Origin of the sequence: Candidatus Scalindua japonica (assembly GCF_002443295.1) — a bacterium.
In the GTDB taxonomy this organism is placed as follows: domain Bacteria; phylum Planctomycetota; class Brocadiia; order Brocadiales; family Scalinduaceae; genus Scalindua; species Scalindua japonica.
Genome location: NZ_BAOS01000004.1, coordinates 356,343 through 373,590, shown reverse-complemented (window position 1 = coordinate 373,590; position 17,248 = coordinate 356,343). Strand labels below are relative to the sequence as shown.

The 17,248-nt window shown below is 37.0% G+C and carries 17 protein-coding genes and 1 pseudogene; all 18 read right to left on the bottom strand.

From position 1 onward, the window contains the following. Positions 1-382: 382 nt before the first annotated feature. The 18 genes and pseudogenes from SCALIN_RS03940 to flgF all read right to left on the bottom strand — a co-directional run bounded on the left by SCALIN_RS03940 (position 383) and on the right by flgF (position 17,097). Complete coding sequence (locus SCALIN_RS03940) at positions 383-841, bottom strand: universal stress protein (RefSeq protein ID WP_096892952.1); 459 nt, start codon at positions 839-841, stop codon at positions 383-385. A gap of 92 nt (positions 842-933) precedes the next feature. Then, on the bottom strand, positions 934-1,773 hold the full coding sequence (locus SCALIN_RS03935; RefSeq protein ID WP_162532138.1) for a universal stress protein: 840 nt from the start codon (positions 1,771-1,773) through the stop codon (positions 934-936). Between the two features lie 540 nt (positions 1,774-2,313). Next, a complete protein-coding gene (locus SCALIN_RS03930) occupies positions 2,314-2,607 on the bottom strand; it encodes a hypothetical protein (protein ID WP_096892950.1) in 294 nt (97 codons plus the stop codon). Between the two features lie 274 nt (positions 2,608-2,881). Then, positions 2,882-3,055, bottom strand: a pseudogene (locus SCALIN_RS23780) (ACR3 family arsenite efflux transporter); the annotation flags it as partial. Beyond that, positions 3,030-5,783: a methyltransferase domain-containing protein gene (locus tag SCALIN_RS03920; protein WP_096892949.1), complete on the bottom strand. Its 2,754-nt coding sequence runs from the start codon at positions 5,781-5,783 to the stop codon at positions 3,030-3,032. The pseudogene SCALIN_RS23780 and the gene SCALIN_RS03920, both read right to left, overlap by 26 nt. Then, the gene (locus tag SCALIN_RS03915; protein ID WP_096892948.1) at positions 5,783-6,145 is read right to left on the bottom strand and encodes a tetratricopeptide repeat protein; all 363 of its coding nucleotides are present in this window, start codon (positions 6,143-6,145) and stop codon (positions 5,783-5,785) included. The genes SCALIN_RS03920 and SCALIN_RS03915 overlap by 1 nt, the downstream gene beginning before the upstream one ends. A 191-nt stretch (positions 6,146-6,336) precedes the next feature. Continuing rightward, a complete protein-coding gene (locus tag SCALIN_RS03910) occupies positions 6,337-6,963 on the bottom strand; it encodes a tetratricopeptide repeat protein (protein ID WP_096892947.1) in 627 nt (208 codons plus the stop codon). A 493-nt stretch (positions 6,964-7,456) separates the two neighbouring features. Continuing rightward, a complete protein-coding gene (csrA, locus tag SCALIN_RS03905) occupies positions 7,457-7,687 on the bottom strand; it encodes a carbon storage regulator CsrA (RefSeq protein WP_096892946.1) in 231 nt (76 codons plus the stop codon). Between the two features lie 47 nt (positions 7,688-7,734). Further along, a complete protein-coding gene (locus tag SCALIN_RS03900; RefSeq protein ID WP_162532137.1) occupies positions 7,735-8,190 on the bottom strand; it encodes a flagellar assembly protein FliW in 456 nt (151 codons plus the stop codon). Between the two features lie 141 nt (positions 8,191-8,331). After that, positions 8,332-9,234, bottom strand: coding sequence for a flagellar hook-associated protein FlgL (gene flgL, locus SCALIN_RS03895; protein ID WP_096892944.1), 903 nt, complete (start codon positions 9,232-9,234; stop codon positions 8,332-8,334). Positions 9,235-9,254: 20 nt separating this feature from the next. Next, a complete protein-coding gene (flgK, locus tag SCALIN_RS03890; RefSeq protein ID WP_096892943.1) occupies positions 9,255-11,432 on the bottom strand; it encodes a flagellar hook-associated protein FlgK in 2,178 nt (725 codons plus the stop codon). A gap of 99 nt (positions 11,433-11,531) precedes the next feature. Further along, positions 11,532-12,047, bottom strand: coding sequence for a flagellar protein FlgN (locus tag SCALIN_RS03885; protein ID WP_096892942.1), 516 nt, complete (start codon positions 12,045-12,047; stop codon positions 11,532-11,534). Beyond that, the gene (locus tag SCALIN_RS03880) at positions 12,044-12,376 is read right to left on the bottom strand and encodes a rod-binding protein (protein WP_096892941.1); all 333 of its coding nucleotides are present in this window, start codon (positions 12,374-12,376) and stop codon (positions 12,044-12,046) included. Before SCALIN_RS03880 ends, SCALIN_RS03885 begins: the two co-directional genes overlap by 4 nt. 21 nt (positions 12,377-12,397) lie before the next feature. Then, complete coding sequence (locus SCALIN_RS03875; protein WP_096892940.1) at positions 12,398-13,519, bottom strand: flagellar basal body P-ring protein FlgI; 1,122 nt, start codon at positions 13,517-13,519, stop codon at positions 12,398-12,400. 332 nt (positions 13,520-13,851) lie between these two features. Continuing rightward, positions 13,852-14,514, bottom strand: coding sequence for a flagellar basal body L-ring protein FlgH (locus tag SCALIN_RS03870; RefSeq protein ID WP_096892939.1), 663 nt, complete (start codon positions 14,512-14,514; stop codon positions 13,852-13,854). A 27-nt stretch (positions 14,515-14,541) separates the two neighbouring features. Next, complete coding sequence (gene flgA / locus SCALIN_RS03865; protein ID WP_096892938.1) at positions 14,542-15,513, bottom strand: flagellar basal body P-ring formation chaperone FlgA; 972 nt, start codon at positions 15,511-15,513, stop codon at positions 14,542-14,544. A 47-nt stretch (positions 15,514-15,560) separates the two neighbouring features. Then, complete coding sequence (gene flgG / locus SCALIN_RS03860) at positions 15,561-16,343, bottom strand: flagellar basal-body rod protein FlgG (protein WP_096892937.1); 783 nt, start codon at positions 16,341-16,343, stop codon at positions 15,561-15,563. A 34-nt stretch (positions 16,344-16,377) separates the two neighbouring features. Continuing rightward, the gene (gene flgF, locus SCALIN_RS03855) at positions 16,378-17,097 is read right to left on the bottom strand and encodes a flagellar basal-body rod protein FlgF (RefSeq protein WP_096892936.1); all 720 of its coding nucleotides are present in this window, start codon (positions 17,095-17,097) and stop codon (positions 16,378-16,380) included. Between the last annotated feature and the right edge of the window lie 151 nt (positions 17,098-17,248).

The following is a 17,248-nucleotide window of genomic DNA, read 5'->3' as shown; positions in this document are numbered from 1 at the left end:
CGGCTTGTCAGGCAGACACCCAGGCATCATCAAAAGGTGGTTTGTAGTATGTCACATACTCCTTAATCCTGTCGACCTGATCACCAATGAGCAGGTCCTTAAACTTAAATGATGTTCGACAGGAATGGATAACAATTCGGCAACCTGCTTATCTCAATGTTTTTAATGCTTTCTGAACACCTTCTGTTGGATTTACTACATCCGGGAAACGATGTCCACAAATAACATCATCAAACTCAACAATTAAGGATGGTCTCTTTTTCACAATTATCTCCTTATAACTATTGCCTGAACACCTCTGGTATCAGAAGCTATCTAAGATGATCTGTAACAATTTCATTTTGAATTTTGTAAAATGAAGTTTATAGTTCTATAATAAATGTCAGGGCATGGTGAATTTCTGTCCGGTTTGTCTGACTGTTAATACGGGACATGGAGCCTTCCTTACCACTTTTTCAGATACACTGCCCAACATCATATGTGAGATGCCGGTCCTTCCATGCGATCCAATTACTATCATATCAACTTCTTTTTCTTTTGCAGTGCTAATAATTTCAACAAAAGGTATACCCTGTGCGACAATGGCTTCTACATCCATGTCGTCTCTAATTTCCTCTGGTATACAATCAAGAAGTTTGATTCGTAACTGTTCAAGTGTCTCTTCGTCCGGTATCTGCGTTGACATCGTTTCGAGCCCTTCATTAAAAGAGCGTATATCGATTATATGCAGCAGATACAATTTTGCTTCATCTTTCATTGCCAATGTGACGGCATATTTCAGCGCCTCTTTTGAGCAATCTGAATGGTCGATCGGACATAATATTTTTTTCAAGGATATCATCTAGTTTCTCCTGAGATCATTTTATATAGTTGACAAGATATTTAGATTTTACGAACTAAAATGTCATACATCATCTACTGAAAGAAGCTGGTTTATCGGCACAGTAATACTGCGCAATTTACTTTTCTCATAATCTGTAAGGTAGTACTCCCAATGATTAATTCTCGTATTTTTGAGTGGCCGTAGGCGCCCATTACCAGTAAGTCGTATGAACCCTGATCACAAAGATCCAGGATCATATTTACCGTTTCACCACTTTTAAGGACCTTGTCATACGTGATGTCACTCTCTTTCAGCTTTTCGTCTACTTGAGAAAGGACCTCTTCACCAGATTTTTCATCATCAGATACGGTAACTACTGTCAGGGGCAGTTTCATTTGCCGCGCAATGTCTACGCCGGCAATTAAAGCCTTTGTTGCGAACGTGCTGGCATCATACGCAACCAGTACTTTTGTGATTTTTTTATATTTTTCAGGGGTTACCAGTACTGGCTTGTGTGTCTGTCTTACAACAGATTCCAGGTTTGAACCCAGGAAGGCATCACGCCAGAATACATGTTCTCCCGCCATTCCCATTGCTATCATGTCACATCTTTTTGCAGATTCGACAATTTCCCTGGCAACAACACCCTCCTTCTTTGTGCGTGTAAAAGAAATTCCGGCAGTGTTGCATTTTCCTTCTAATTCATCCAGGGCTGCTGTAGCAGTGTCTTCCAGAAACTGTCGTACCTGCTGCTGGAAATCACCATAAGGTACCATGCCACCAATGCTTGTCCCCAGATCTCTCATAAATGGACCGGCTAATTTCTTTATGTCAATTATTGAGATCCCTGCTATCTCTGATTTGAAAGACCTGGCTAGATCAATCGCGTAATCAACTGCGACCAGGCTCGTGTCTGAGGAATCAATCGGTACAAGTATTGTATTAAACATCTCAATCTCCATAAAAAGTTGCAAACTCTGGTAGAATCAAGCCATACAGAATATCACATCAAATATTTATGTACAATTTAATTTACAGGTAAAAAACAAGTTTTTTTATGATACTAAACTATATATTTAATGTCTATATATAAATTGGTTTTCGGATTTCCGGAAATGTAGTTTTGGTATGTTGTGTTAAATGACAATTGATACCATTCATCAAATGAATCACAAATTGTAGGGGCTGTTTTTCAAACAGCCTTTGTCATATGGCCTGCTTGGAAAACAAGCCATCCCTATTCTGATAAAAGATTACTCAATATAGGGATGGCAAAACAAGAGAGGACATTTTCAATCCTCAGGTGTTGTCGATATTCAAGGAAGCGGTGAGACATTACAACTGTTTATCCCTTTTTTCCAGACACTGTTACCGTAACCGATGTTTGTTGCCTTAACACGATAGTAATATGTCTGGCATGGGATTCTGCCGGTTATGTCTGCAGTGGTATCGGGTCCTGTATATACCGTTCTCAGCTCAGAGGTGAAGTTTTAATTTGTCGCTTCTTCCAGAATATATGTTACTTCATTAGTGCTTGATGCATCCCAGTTTACAGTATAATCGCCATCAGGAGAGTTTTTGGGTATTATTATTCGAGTTGGTGTTTTGCATACAGGCCCTGAAAAGGAGTCCTTCCATGCACCGAAATAACCGGTGTAAATCGACCCTGTCGTAAATGTAAGATCGTGGTTTCCATCCATCATTTTGTCATATGTCCCGTTACTCTCATAATCAAGTAATGCAACTACTTTGTCTGCACTGTTTATGTTCAGTCTCAGAGTCAAGTCTGTAACTCCGCTAAGAGGATCGGTTATACCAAACTTACTGTTATCTTCTTTATCATCATTCTCCTAATTGTTTTTTAACAATGTTACGATAAGTATAAATTGAGATAGTTGTCATTTAACTGAAATAGACGTCAGGTTATAATAACCAGATACAACCCTGTGAAACAAGAGTGTCATCATTTGAGAACTGCTTATCATGTGGTAATAAAGTTCATACTATTACATCAATGTAAAATAAACTGTACTAATTGTTGACACTTTCAAATCACAAAAAGTGGTTTGAAGCACCAATTAAAGCGGAAGGGGCGGCGTCCTGATATGAGAGTTTAAACAATCTCGCCAGAAGGAAGTAACCGAGGTTGAATATGAAGATTGTCTGTATAAATAACGGGATTGAGATCCATAGTATTGTTAGCGGATTATTTACAATATCCTGGCCTTTGAATCTGTTTTTCAAGTAACCAGTTAGTTCTCAGGCCATTGTTAATTTTTTTCTCAAAAGTTATTTCCAGTTCATAGTTGATAAATAATGTATTGTAATTATACTTGAAAACATGAGTGTCGAGATTTTCCAAATTCCCCGTGTATGTGGCTATAAAAATATATTCTTTTGTTACTCTGCATATTTCAGAAAAAAAAGACTCAATTTGTTTTTCAGGTACATGCAGAAGGACTGAAAAAAGAATAACCAGATCGAAACTATTATCAGGATATGGCAATTTGTGACCGTTCCAATAATCAGGGAGAATGCCTGTTCTCTTTTTACACTCACTTCGCATAGAGTTTGAAAAATCACACATGGTATAATTGCTACATTTCATACCAACTTCCTGATAGATCCTTCCGTAACCAGAACCGACTTCAAGTATTGCTGAATCATGCAGGTTGTATTCTTCAAGTAGTCTTCCCAGAGTTGGTATTTCTATGTCGGAATTATAACTTTTTGTATCAACCTCATAATCAGTCCCTCGATTTTCCCAATATTCCTGAGGTTTGTATGGGCCGTTGTTACTACGGTAAAGATGGTATCCAAATTCCCTGCTGATCGGACAGTACTGTTTTACTGCTTCCCTGATTTCAGCAATATCAGGATATCTGGATACTTTGTTCAGACTTTCAAGGGGTTCTATCTTTACAGGCACATTCAATCCAAGATATTCACATACATCTTTTAGAATCCACTCTGTGTTTGAAATCACCTGTTCGTATGTGTAAATCTTAATTCTATTACGTAAGCTCCATATTATTTCGGCATAAAACTCCCATATTTGCGCCTGGCGTCCAATCTTTTCTCCTGTTGTAAATGGTATATGGGCCCAGCGTGGGGACATGATGCTTCCGGTAACTCGTGCTTCATCCAAATGACTTGTTTTTTTACTATTCCAACTTCCTATGGTAAATACAGGATCTCTGACTACTGCTATAATCTTGTAGCCGTAGTCTAAAATTTTCCTGATATCGTTCAGGTACGGAATATTGACTTTGGAACCGACAACAACATTATCATCAACTATTTCAACTACTCTCTCTTCAATTTTTACGATACCATCTTGAGTATTGCTGGTTAATACACCTCTGCTATCATATTTATTAGGTATGGGGGTTTTGAAAACGAGACGTTTTCTTATTTCTTCAAAAGCATATGGTAATTTGTGAACATCATAAACAATTTCATTCAGGCAGACTGCATTTTCAATACTATTTATCAAGACGGAGAAAAGGCTGCTTCCGCTTCTTGGTATACCTGTGACAATTAAATTCCTGTCAGGTTTGTGAAGGTTACTGGTATGTGATGTTATACCGGGAGAAGCAACATCTTTTCCAGTGCTGATATTTTGTTTTTCTGAAAAAACTCTGGTAGCCTGTCTAGAATCCTTGTTTGTCAAATTGTTTAACACCATGTCAATTTTATCGAATTGCACATTCAATGAATATCTGTCCTTTACGAAATCATGATATCCTTTAGAGTCATAATTGTTACCATTCTGTATTAAATTTATTAGCTCATCTGTAGTACTGAATATGCAATTTGATGGCCAGTTGTCATATCCGCCTGGAAAGTTGTGAATCAATGGTTTATAACCCATCGCCATAGCTTCTGCTATTGAATAACCGAATGATTCAAAAACGCTGGTAGTCAGAAGATAGTTAATTCGCTCTCTTTCAAACCACTCAGGTATGTCTTCTACTCTGCTATGGAATTTAATATTTCTTTCGAGGCCCAATCTGTTAATAATATTTTCTAAATAATATTTGTAGCGCAGTTCCTGAATGTTTCCTGCAACATTAAGTGTGTATTGAGTGTTTATGCTTACGAGTCTGCTCATGATTTCAATCCACATTGCTGGATTTTTTTTATTGTTGATGTCTCCAACGACTGCAAGATTAAAACCAGGTGTTCTTTCTAAATATGAAAACTGTGCAAGATTAACGCCGTTTTGTATAACAAGTGTTTTCGTTTCATTTTTAATGGAGGGATATGTTTCAAATGCAATATCTCTTACGTGGTCTGCTACGAAAACAGCCACATCGATCTTTGTAAAATCGATATTTGATAAGTAACCTTGCAGAACTTCATAGCTGTGTATTCTGCAGACAACTGTCTTGTTCTGAATTGCGGATACTTTCTTTGTAACATAAACAGATATATCGTTTCCAAATTCAAGCCATACAATATCAGCCCATTCAACTGATGCCTTAATTTCCTGTTCATTATTTGTATAACAAGTTTGTACATCGTATCTTGCTTTAAGATGGTTAACAATGTCCGGAAGAAAGGACTCATATCCAGGAAGACAGAGTATAGCAATTTTGAGTCTGATTTGGGAGGTAGTTCGAATTTCTTCTAGAAGCTGTGTGATCTCTCCATCGTCTGGTCTTATCTCTGCTATCTTCTCTAACAGGTGAGCTGCTATGTGAAGTTGGTCATGTGTTCTAAGTAAGCTTGTATAGTTTAAGACAGCATCTCTGTAAAGGGGGTCAATTTCCAGAGATCTGGTAAAATAATCAATGGCTTTCTCTTTATCATTATTTTGGAAAGCAATTACGCCAAGATTGTTATAGGCCTCTTTACATTCAGAGTCGTTTTCTACCAGAGATAAAAAACACTGTTCTGCACCTTCAATCTTACCATCTGCAAATAATATTTCGCCTTCTTTAAGTTTATTATTCATTAAATATTTGTTGGATGAAGATGACGAATGTCATCCAGAAGTTGTTTGGTTTCTTTGTCTTCCGGGTTTAGCTCCACAACTTTTTCCAGTAAGGGAATAGCTATCTGTGGTTGATCTAATGATATGAGTAGGTTGGTATAATTTACAATAGTATCTCTGTAAAGAGGGTCAATTTCCAGAGACCTGGTAAAATAATCAATAGCTTTCACTTTATCATCCTTCTGGAATGCAATTACGCCAAGATTATTGTAGGCTTCCTTACAGTAGGAGTCATGTTCTATCAGAAACACAAAACACTCCTCTGCTTCATTAATTTTACCATCAGCAAATAATGTTTCTCCCTCAGTCAGCATATTGTTCATTTTTCACTCTCCTGAATATTAAAGGTTGATAGATTAATGTATTGAGCAATAGTCAACTTCAAGCGGGAGGGTCAACTCATTCTCAAATATACTAGTAGATTGTTTACCAAAATGAATGCCGTTATTACTGTCGCTATCTATTTCAGAATGACTATCGCAATCACATTAGAATTAAATATGGAACAATAAAATTACGAGATGTTAAATTTAACATCTGGGCCTTTCAGCTCCTTCAACATTTTTCTCGCCTCTCGGTAGTCGGGATCTATATCTAGCGTTTTTTCACAATACAATATAGCATTTTCTTTGTTATTTATTTTACGGAAACACATACTCAGTATATACATTGCTTCTGTGTCAGCATTGTCCATATCGAGAAAACGTTCTATCAATATGATTGCTTCATCTGTTCTTTCCAGGTTAAAAAGTAATTTGCCTAAATTGAAAAGAGTGTCAGGGTGGTTTTTATCTATTTCCAACGCTTTTGAGAAAAACAATTCAGACTCGTAAAATGATCCTTCTAAATAATATACAATACCAAGATTGCAATAATGTTTTGCAATACCCGGTTCGAGTTCAATTAGTTTTTCAAGATTTCGAATTGACTCTTTTGTTCTTTGCTGTGCCGCTTGTAGTATACCAAGGTTATGGTAACTCTGTGGATAATGTGAGTCTAATTCAATCGCTTTTAAATAATTTTCTTCAGCCTCCTGCATTTTACCTGCTTTAGCTAACCGTGTACCTGTCTCATTCAGTGAAGAAACAGACTCATTTTCAAAAAAATGAATATCCGTTAAAATATTCTCTGTAGTGTTCATGAAAGCTCCTTTATCGAAGACAATTTAGATTCATTCTCCAGTTATTTATACTGACATAGAAATAAGTTCAGTTATATTTCAATGAAGATAGTAATTTTGCCTTTATATTACAGCTAAATTCATGCCTAAATGATACGAATATGTAAGAGATTAAATTGTTAATAAAAAATACTCGTTAAATAACAAGACAATAAACTCTTATGACCTTTTGATATTTCTAACATGATTAATAAGGTTTTCTCATATTTTGTCAGAATACTTTTTTGTATAAATAATATGCAATATTTGGAGGAAAAACTTTCCTGAAAGTAGAGCTGAAGAGCAAACAAATTTAATAATACTTTTGGAGGTAACCAGTTGCTCAGGAGGAATATTCACCTTCTTAGTTGGTATGTGTGGGTGTTGTTTCAAGGTGCATGGCAATACTGTACAACCGAATGGTACTATACGTCTCTTCTCATCATACAGGCGAAAAAATAAGGTTGGAGTGTATTTACTTTTCCATATTCACATGTGGGAAATTTAAAAAGTCTACCATTTCGGATGAGGAAGACAGTTCGTTTTCCTCCTTTATTTTCAATAGCACTTCTTGCCTGTAAATAGTTATTTTTTTTGGCGCTTTAACCCCTAATTTAATATTGTTTTTGTTAATCTCTACTACAGATATTTGAATATTTTCATCAATTATGATACTTTCGCCTAACTTCCTTGTTAGTACAAGCATTTGTCACCTTCCAGGTTATTTGTCAGAATGTACTTATTAAATTATACCTAATTATTTGAACTATCTAGCACGTAATAGTGTATAGGGTATTTTTCATCATACAGTATAAGTTGTTTAGCGATTCTATTTTCAGGATTATAAATGATAGGGGCTCTTAAGTTAGTCCTGATTGATGATAAGGATTGTGGTACCACCATGAGAGTGAGGACCAGGGCATCATCAATACTTTTCAGTTTAACATCCTCAAGGTCAGGCGATTGTAAATTAATTGAGTAGTTGTCGTCTACTGAGAATGGAGATACAACTGGAAAGGCGAGATTTGGGTCATTAATAGATTGTAGCCAGAATGTGGGAAATATTGATTCATTCTGCATGAGAAGATATTCTCTGCAATTGTCAAATCCAAGGATTGGTTTGGTGAAATAAATCACCTCTTCATCCTTAACATCAATTTCGCCGAATAGACGTGTTTTTAATAACATAGTTCCTTTAATAGATTTCAAATGGATTGAACTCTGTAATCATCATACCACCTGAAACCTACTCCTTTATAATAAATTTTTCAAATATAACACTCCGTCCTAATTAAGGCGGAGACACAATAAACATAATTTTTTACTGTCTGTTGTTACACTCACTCACTGTTAGAGATAATTCAATATAGATGTTTTAAATATATATGACCCGGACGCCAATGACGCTTCAAAGATGTTCTGTTGCTCTGATAGTTTCAAAACCAGTTCAGCTATGTCCGCGCTTTCAGTTGACGCTAAGACTTCCTGAAGTGAAAGCTTTGTGTCTGTAATTCTGTTGCCAGAAAGCTCCAGTGTATTGGCAATTCCTCCCGCTTTAGCTATACCATTTAGAATGTCTTTCGACGCCGCGTCAAGATTGTTTAATTCATTTCTGGCAAATGTTACCGCTCCATCTGATAAGTTATCACGTATTTTTATAATTGTGTTAAAAAGCTTTGATCTCATAAAAACTTCATCTCCTGTCAGGTTAACCACCGCTTTAATGCCCGCACCAATATTGTATTCTATTGTTTCCCGGTTCCCTTTATAAGTTACTGCTGATACATTTCCGCTGGAGTTGCGTGTAGCTTCAAATGGCTCTGTCGTTGTCTCCGTCCCGCCAAAGGCGTAACGTCCCAATCGCTTCGAGTTTCCGGTCTGTAATATTGTTTCTAATAACTGGTTTATTTCGTTTGCAATTATTTTTTTCCCATTCTGATCTGTCGAGTCACTGACTCCCTGCATTGTTAAATCTGTTATCCTTTGCAGTATATCTGATGTGTTTTGCAGTACAGATGCATTAAAATCTAAAGACTGTGTTGCTGTTTTAATGTTTGAAGCATATTGGTCGAGTCGGAGATCTTCCGTTCGCAGGCTTAAAATCTTTTTTGCGCCGGCAGGATCATCGGAAGGACGGTTTATTTTTTTTCCTGTAGAGATCTGTTCCTGGAGCTTGTTCATATTAGATGTGCTCTGCATAACATTTGACAATGTTGTGTTTATGAAGGTCTCAAGGTTTACTCTTGTAGTCATATTAATAAAATCCTTTTCTATTACAACTGCATAAGCAAGTCACTTACTTCTTTGATAGTAGAAAGATATTTTGCAGAAGCCTGAAATGCCTGCTGGAATCTGATAGTATTTACCATTTCTTCATCAATTGAAACCCCGGATACTTCCTGACGTCGGCTGTCTAAATTAGTAAGCAATGATTTGAAGCTGTTTGTTTCACTGGCCCTTTCCGCAGTTTCTATTCCTAATTGAGATATGGAACCGTGTATAAAGTCGCTGAAGGTTGCGTCCTTTGTTAATGTTTGATTTCGTAAGTTTACCAGTCTGAGGGCGTTTGTGTTATCTCCCGGTGAACTGGTTGAAGCAGCTGCAATTCTGGTCACATCGTCTTTGATATATTGTGCCACATCAATTGATGACGCGTCATTTCCTTCAAAAAATGTATTCAATCCCAGTGCGCTTAAAACGTTGCTAGTGTCCGGGTCGTTAGTGACGTCAAAAGCCAGTTTGTCACCAACTGCTATACTGCCATTGTCAAAACTTATAGATACACCATCCGTTATCTGTAAATAGCTTCCGGCATCATATGACGTCCCAACTTCAAGATTTGCTATTAATTTACCATTTGCATCTGTTGCTCTTATTAAAGCAGAGCCTGACCCTACTGTTCCGGTCCCTGCGTCAACAACAGTCAATGTGAAAACATCATTGTCGTTGCCTGAGTAATGACCGGAAAGAGTGGATTGTGCGGAACCAATTGTTCCAGGATTGACGTCCAGTTCGTTTGTAAAATTAAAGGTATATCCACTGTCTGAAGTAATTGTCAAAATGCCATTTGTAACATTGGCATTGATATTAGCAATATTTCCAATTTTTGCAGAGAGGGTATTTAGTGTTTCATCCGCAGCAATATTTATATTGGTTTTCGTGATTGCATTTGATGAGTCTGTGACCGTTATATACAGACTGCCATCAGTTATATTGGTTGCAGCAGGTACCGCATCGGTATATGCACCACTTACAGTCAGTTTAGAATTACTATCAACTGATGTGATTTTATAGACATTTCCATCGTTAAGTTTGATCCAATCATTTGCTTTTACATTAACTTTAAAAGTTGTACCAACTCCAGTGACTGTAGTAGTTCCATCTCCATTATCTGAGCTTGTTACAGTACCCGTAGAATATGTATTGACTGAGGGTGAATAAGGAAGCTCTGCGTTTGTTAATGGGGAATTACTATCATCAACCGCATTTATACTTGCTAGAGTACTAAACCCTCCACTCAGCCCAACTCCTTCACTGTGAACATTGTTAACTTCCTTGATAAAACTGGCGGCAAGAGTATCAATATCCTGCATATATTTAGGTATAGTTACATTCTGCATATTCATCAGACCTTTTAACTCACCACTGTTTAAACCCGCTATTGATAATCCATGGACTTTTCTAACACCCTCACCTGCTAAACTTGTTGTGATTTTCTCTGTTCTATTTCTGTTTACAACCAATGTTCCGCCAAGAAGAACATCAACAGAACTGTCGTTTTTATTTTTTATTACTTTGATATCACCCAATTTGCTTAGTTTTGTTAAAAGTTGATCTCTTTTGTCCAGCATGTCATTTGCACTGGTATTATCTGCACCTAACTCAATGTCATTAATTCTTCTGTTTAAGAATGAAATTTCACTCGTTATGCTATTTAAATTAGCAACCTTTGATTCTATTCTCTCACTGATATTGACCTTCAGGTTACTGAATTGTTCGTCAAGTGAACGAAAGCTATGGGTAACAAGGTTTTGAGCATCTTGTAACAATTGGTATCTTGTGCTGACGAGTTCAGGAGTAGTTGACAATTCCTGTACACTTCTGAAAAATTTCTCTAACATACCGTTTAAACTGGTCCCCGACAATTCATTAAAAATAGCTTCTATGTTCCGGAGTGATTCATTTTGTACTTCTGCATTTCCCAGAAGAGATGTGAAGCTGTTTATTTGAGAGCTTAAAAGGTCGTCTTTAATTCTCTGGATATTGTCAACCGTTACTCCTGAACCAATAGGCCCGAATGACATAACATCTGGGGTTCTGGCAGACACTAAAACTTGTTGTCTGCTGTACCCGGGAGTGTTGGCATTGACAATATTATGCCCAATTGTCTGAAGGGCACTTTGTGCAGTGAGCAGTCCTGATAATCCGATTGAAATATCTGATGAAGCCATAGTTATCTTCCTGTAGTAGTATTTTCAAATGTTAACTTCAGTGTGTAAAATCTGGTATTATTTACTTGTCCAGTTGGTTCAGCGGGTTTATTCATTTGTTTAAGCGTTAATTTCAAACAATATTCGATTCAGCTCAGGCTCTTTAAGTTTGCCGGTTTGTTGATAGGTATTGTCGTTTAATGATTCGGTACATATATATTTTATAAGGTTGTTTATATATTCAAGTGAATGTTTAGTCAGCGTTGTGTTCGTTTTATTTATTCCTTCAACTTTGATAACAATTTCAACGATAGTGTCAAACTGCTCTTTAAATTTACTCTTATATGGTTCTCGCAGCTGTTCAATAAGCACACTGAGTTTTATAGAGTTATTATTGCTTCCAATAGTTTGATTTATTGAGCGCAATAAATATCTTCTCTTTTCTTCGAGTAGAAGTATTGTTTCTGCCTGGTTGCGCTCTTGATAAATTGTTGATTCAAGTTTATCTATGTCTCCGGAAATAATATATTCCTGTTTCTTCTGAGCAGTTAGAAATATTTCATTATACAGAAGGACCATCCTGTCTAATGTTTCTGAAAGGTTTTCTAGAAGATTTTCCAAGATATTATTTTTCATTTGATTACGTTATGATTTTTGTGTTCTCTGCTAAGTTGTTGAGCAAGTACTTTTGCTATTCCTAAACCACCGTTACCGGCCATCTCTTCTGAAAGCGATGTGTGCATAAATCCCTCGTATATTTTAGATGCATTATTTTTTTCAAATAAATCAGATTCAGGTATTGTCTTCCACATTGCTTTAAGGACCATATTCAGTAGCACTGCTTCAAAATCCTGGGCAGCTTTTTGAATCTCCTGTGAGGATTCAGGATTATTTTTTAATACATTTAATGATTTATCCGTTTTTGCAACATTTATCATGAACTCACTGTTGGATGGTATTTTCATTATAACTTCCTCAGATTAATGTTACATAATTATAAGTTCTGCATGGAGAGCACCAGCCTTATGAATGGCCTGGAAGATTGCCATGAGATCCCTTGGTGTCACCCCAAGGACATTCAGCGCGCGCGCTATTTCTGAAATACTTACTCCATCAGGTATTATGTGTAGTTTTGCCTCCTCCTCTTCAACATCAATAGTTGTGCGATCAAGCTCTTTGGTCTCCGCACTGCTAGGGGCAAATGCACCCGGTTGAGAAGCTTCTGTATTTTCGCTTATAGTGATTGTGAGGCTGCCATGCGCAACTGCAACCGTAGAAATCTTAACGTTTTCTCCCGCGACAATTGTTCCGGTCCTTTCGTTAATGACCACTCTTGCTAAAGTATCCGGTGTAATCGGTAATTCTTCAATTTTAGATATAAACTGGGTTATTCTTTCCATATTTCTGAATTCCGGCGGAGGTTTAATTTCAACCTCCGCGGCACTAACTGCCTGTGCTGAATTCGGGTATATAACGTTGATAACATTCATCAAACGTGTAGCCGTTGTAAAATCAGTATCTTTCAGGCTCAATTTGATTGTATTTTCATGAAACAGATGAACAGGAATCTCTTTTTCAACCATTGCGCCTTGCGGTACGTTGCCGGTTGTTGCTATATTTTTTCTCTTGTCTCCAGCCTTTCCTCCAACATTAAAACCACCTCCGAGAGATATTGGCCCTTGTGCAACCGCATATACTTCATTGTCAATTCCCTGGAGGGTAGTGTGTACAAGAACTCCACCTTCCAGGCTTTTGGCATCACCTATTGATGAAACGAGTACATCCATTCTATCACCTGGTTTCGCAAAAGGGCGAATATTAGCTGTTACCAGCACACCTGCAATATTTTTAGAACTGAAATCGGTAGTGGTTAAAATTACACCAAGTTTTTCAAATACATTCTTCGCCAGCTGCTTTGTAAAATCAATTTTGTCTCCTGATCCCATTAAACCGATAACGAGGCCATAGCCAAATAAATAGTTGTCCCGCACACCCTGTACGCTTGCGATGTCTTTAATACGAGTGGTTATGCTTCCATGTGCAGACGTTATAGCTGAAAAGGTACAGGTTGCAGTTAAAATAAGAGTGTAAAAAATATAGCGAAGCATGAATTTGTCCTTTTAGCCTGATTAAAATTATTAATGTAGTACTGGATCTGTCCTTATTAAAGCAATACTTGTACCAAAAGCAAATTATTTCTTAATAACACTAATACTCTGTTTTTAAAAGGTTTATGAGATTGTTAATTGTCATCTGTTAATATGCCCGAAAGATTAGTAGTCAAATATTACACATCATGTCGATATTTTCCTATAGACGTTATTTTTTAATGAAGTCACAGGACCGTTATTGTATTAAAGATGGATGTACCAAGGTTTTGGTCGACTGGCTTGTACAGAGATTAGTTTGTTACCTGTATTAATACTAAATCCATAGAAACCTAGAATGGCCAAAGCACATCTTTCACTCTATTGAACCAGCCTTTAGATCCTGCTCTTGTTAACCAGCCTTTTCCGGAAAGGTCGAAAATCACGTTAGACATCTTGCTTGATGATATTAAATTCTCAGGACTTATATCAATTGGCCTTGCGATACCTGTGAGTTTCAGGGTATACGTCTCTTTATTTACTGCTATATCCCTTTTTCCTTCAAGAGCAAGATTACCATTATCCAGCACTTCCACAACCATTGCAGTTATATTCAGATTTACACTCCTTGTGCTGTCATAAGAGCCTTTACCACTGAAATCACTGTTATATGAATTGGAGAAAGTATTGGCTTCCCTATCTGTGAACTTTGCGTTACGTCCTGTTCTCAACGCACTTAAAACTCCACGCATGAATTTGTTGTAATCAACTGACCCGGCATTTGAGCTGGAATTGTTTGTAGTTGCATTCTCATCATTAGCAATAGCTGTTGATTCGGAGACAACTACGGTAACAATATCACCGACTCTTTTACCTCTATTATCATCAAAAAGATTATAATTTATAGTAACTCTCTTTTGCCATAGGGAATCAGCATGGATATTGTCACACACTACTGCCAGCATACCTGTAGTTATCATAATATTAAGAATGAGTTTTGTGTATTGTCTTGTCATAAATATCTCTTTTGTAATTAAAATTTATTAAAAAATTACCTGAACACTGTCGTGGTTTATAATTTGACCATAAATTATTTTCTTTGAGTTTATATTCCTGACTTTAATAACATCTCCTTTATACCCTGTTTGTTGCGCTAAGCCTTTTGTAACAATCTTAAAACCGCTCTTTTTAACAATTAATTTTACAATGCTTCCCTGTTTCAATGTTGGTGGTGTTTCCACCATATGTTCAGTAAGTATAATGCGTGGTTGCACTGATGTTGTGGTAATCATGCCTTTCAAATCATCAATGCTGCTAAACGACATGCCTCGTGTTCTTGTGGTTTCACGTCGCGTCAAAATTACATTTTCTTTAGTTAATGATTGATTTCGCCTGATTTTCTTTTTTGCAACAGCTACGAATTCAAAAACTCTGACGTTAAAATATACCGGTACTTTGAAAAAACGCTTGCCCTCTGAAGAGGCGCTGACAATTAACTCAATTTTTCCTCTGTCCTTGGTCGTGTCTACAAGTGTAATAAAAAAATCAATATTATCTCTTTTGCTTGGTACCCACTGGTCGGTTGGGACTCTTCCGACTTCAACTGTAGTTTCCCTGTCATCCATTGGTAAGAATTCTAATAGATATTCTTTTGCTTTCTGTACAATCTCAAGGCCCTTAATTTTTGTAGATTCTACAGAAACCAATGTTGATTGAGAATTAGTAAAGGTTACATTCTCAATATTCACATTTGAAGATATTAATCGCATTCTAATAAAGTTTAAGTCTATTCTTCTTTCGCAGTTTGCTCCAGGAGTGTTTCCAATTTCAATACCCATGACTTTCTTTACCAGGCCTGGATCATCGCCGGTAACGGTAGAGATATCACTGACGGTTATCACTTTATCTTTCAAGACAATTTTTTCCATCAGATGTATTTCAATCATGCCCGCAAATGTGCCAGGCAAGAATACAAACATAATAAATAGCGAAAATATGGTTATTCTGTATCTCATTAATGTGCTCCTGAAGATAAAGTATAATAATAAAGTGTCATTTATTGCTAAACAATACGGTTTGTAGCTTGCAGCATATCATCGCTGGCTTTGATGGCTTTTGCGCTTGTTTCATAAGCCCTTTGCGCAACAATGAGGTTTACCAACTCAGTTACAACCTCAACATTTGAACTTTCTCGAAACCCCTGTATGATCTCTCCAACACCATTCTGGCCAGGTGTACCTGTCTGCGGAGTACCGGATGCTGTTGTTTCTCTGTAAAGGTTTTTCCCCAGGCTTTCAAGTCCAGACGGGTTGAGAAATGTGGCAAGAGTTATATTGCCTATAGCTTGAGTACTGCCATCTGCATTCTGGGCGGAAAGCGTGCCGTCAGATCCAATATTTATACTTACCGCGTCGCTTGGAACAGTTGTTGACGGTTCAATTTTAAGACCTTCGGAGTTAACTATTTCCCCGGTACTATTTAGCTGAAATGTACCATCTCGTGAGTAAACGATAGTTCCATCCGGGTGTGTAATCTGAAAAAAACCGTCACCTTGTATTGCCCAATCAAGTGATCTGCCGGTATTCTCTTGAACACCTTGAGAGAAGACCTTATTTGTCGCCACAATTCTCACACCACTACCAACCTGAAGACCGGTAGGTGATTGTATTCCCTGGGCTGATTCCGTGCCTGCAGGTACAAACTTGTCATATAATAAGTCTTGAAAATTTGCTTGTACTCTTTTGTATCCCGTAGTATTCACATTGGCTAGATTATTTGAAATTACATCAAGAAGGAACTGGTGCGCTTTCATACCTGTTGCACTTGTGTACAATGCTTTCATCATAATTTATTGTCTCCTTCACCAAAAAATTGTCTCTTTATACGATATTAGATTGATTGGATATTAATCGTTCCATCATATCACTGAAATTTTTGACTACACTATTGCTCGCTTCATAACTCCTCATGTTAGTTATCATATCAACCATTTCCGTGACTACGCTAACATTTGAACCTTCCAAATAACCCTGCGCAACCTTGAACTTTTTTTCTCCTTCCTCATCTATCGCGTCTAAAGGCGCTATGAATGTAGAGTTTCCTGTCGGCAAAACCTTGCTCAGGTCATTAAAGTTTGTAATCATTAACTTTCCTACCTGCTTATCATTTACTTTGATTATACCGGCGTTGTCTATTACTATTTCTCCGCCGTCTTTCGGCAATTGTATGGGACCATTTAGTCCTAACAATTTTGCACCAGAGTCGGTTACTATTTCACTGGTATTAGAAAGCCGAAATTGACCGTTCCTTGTATATCTCATTCCATTTTCAGTTTCTAAAGTAAAAAAACCGTCTCCGTCTATTGAAATATCTAAAGTATTGCCAGTGTACTTTAGGTTACCTTTAGAATAGTCAATTCCATAATTTGTCTGCAGGTTGCTGGTTTCGATATCATCAGTTTGTGTCAGAATAGTTTTAAAAGAGATGGTATTTTTTTTAAAACCGACAGTATTGGCGTTAGCTAGATTTCTTGCTATAACTTCCTGTACATGGGCATAAGCATCCAGACCGGAAGCTGCCAGCTCAATTCCATCAATCATTTTTCAGCCTTTCTATGAAAAAACATTAAAGTGTTATAGTAGGCACCTTTATCCTTATAAACAATCAGATTTATATATGTTGAAAATACTTTAGTAATTAACCTAGTGATTCAAAAAATATTTCTTATAAACATAAATTACGTTTATATCT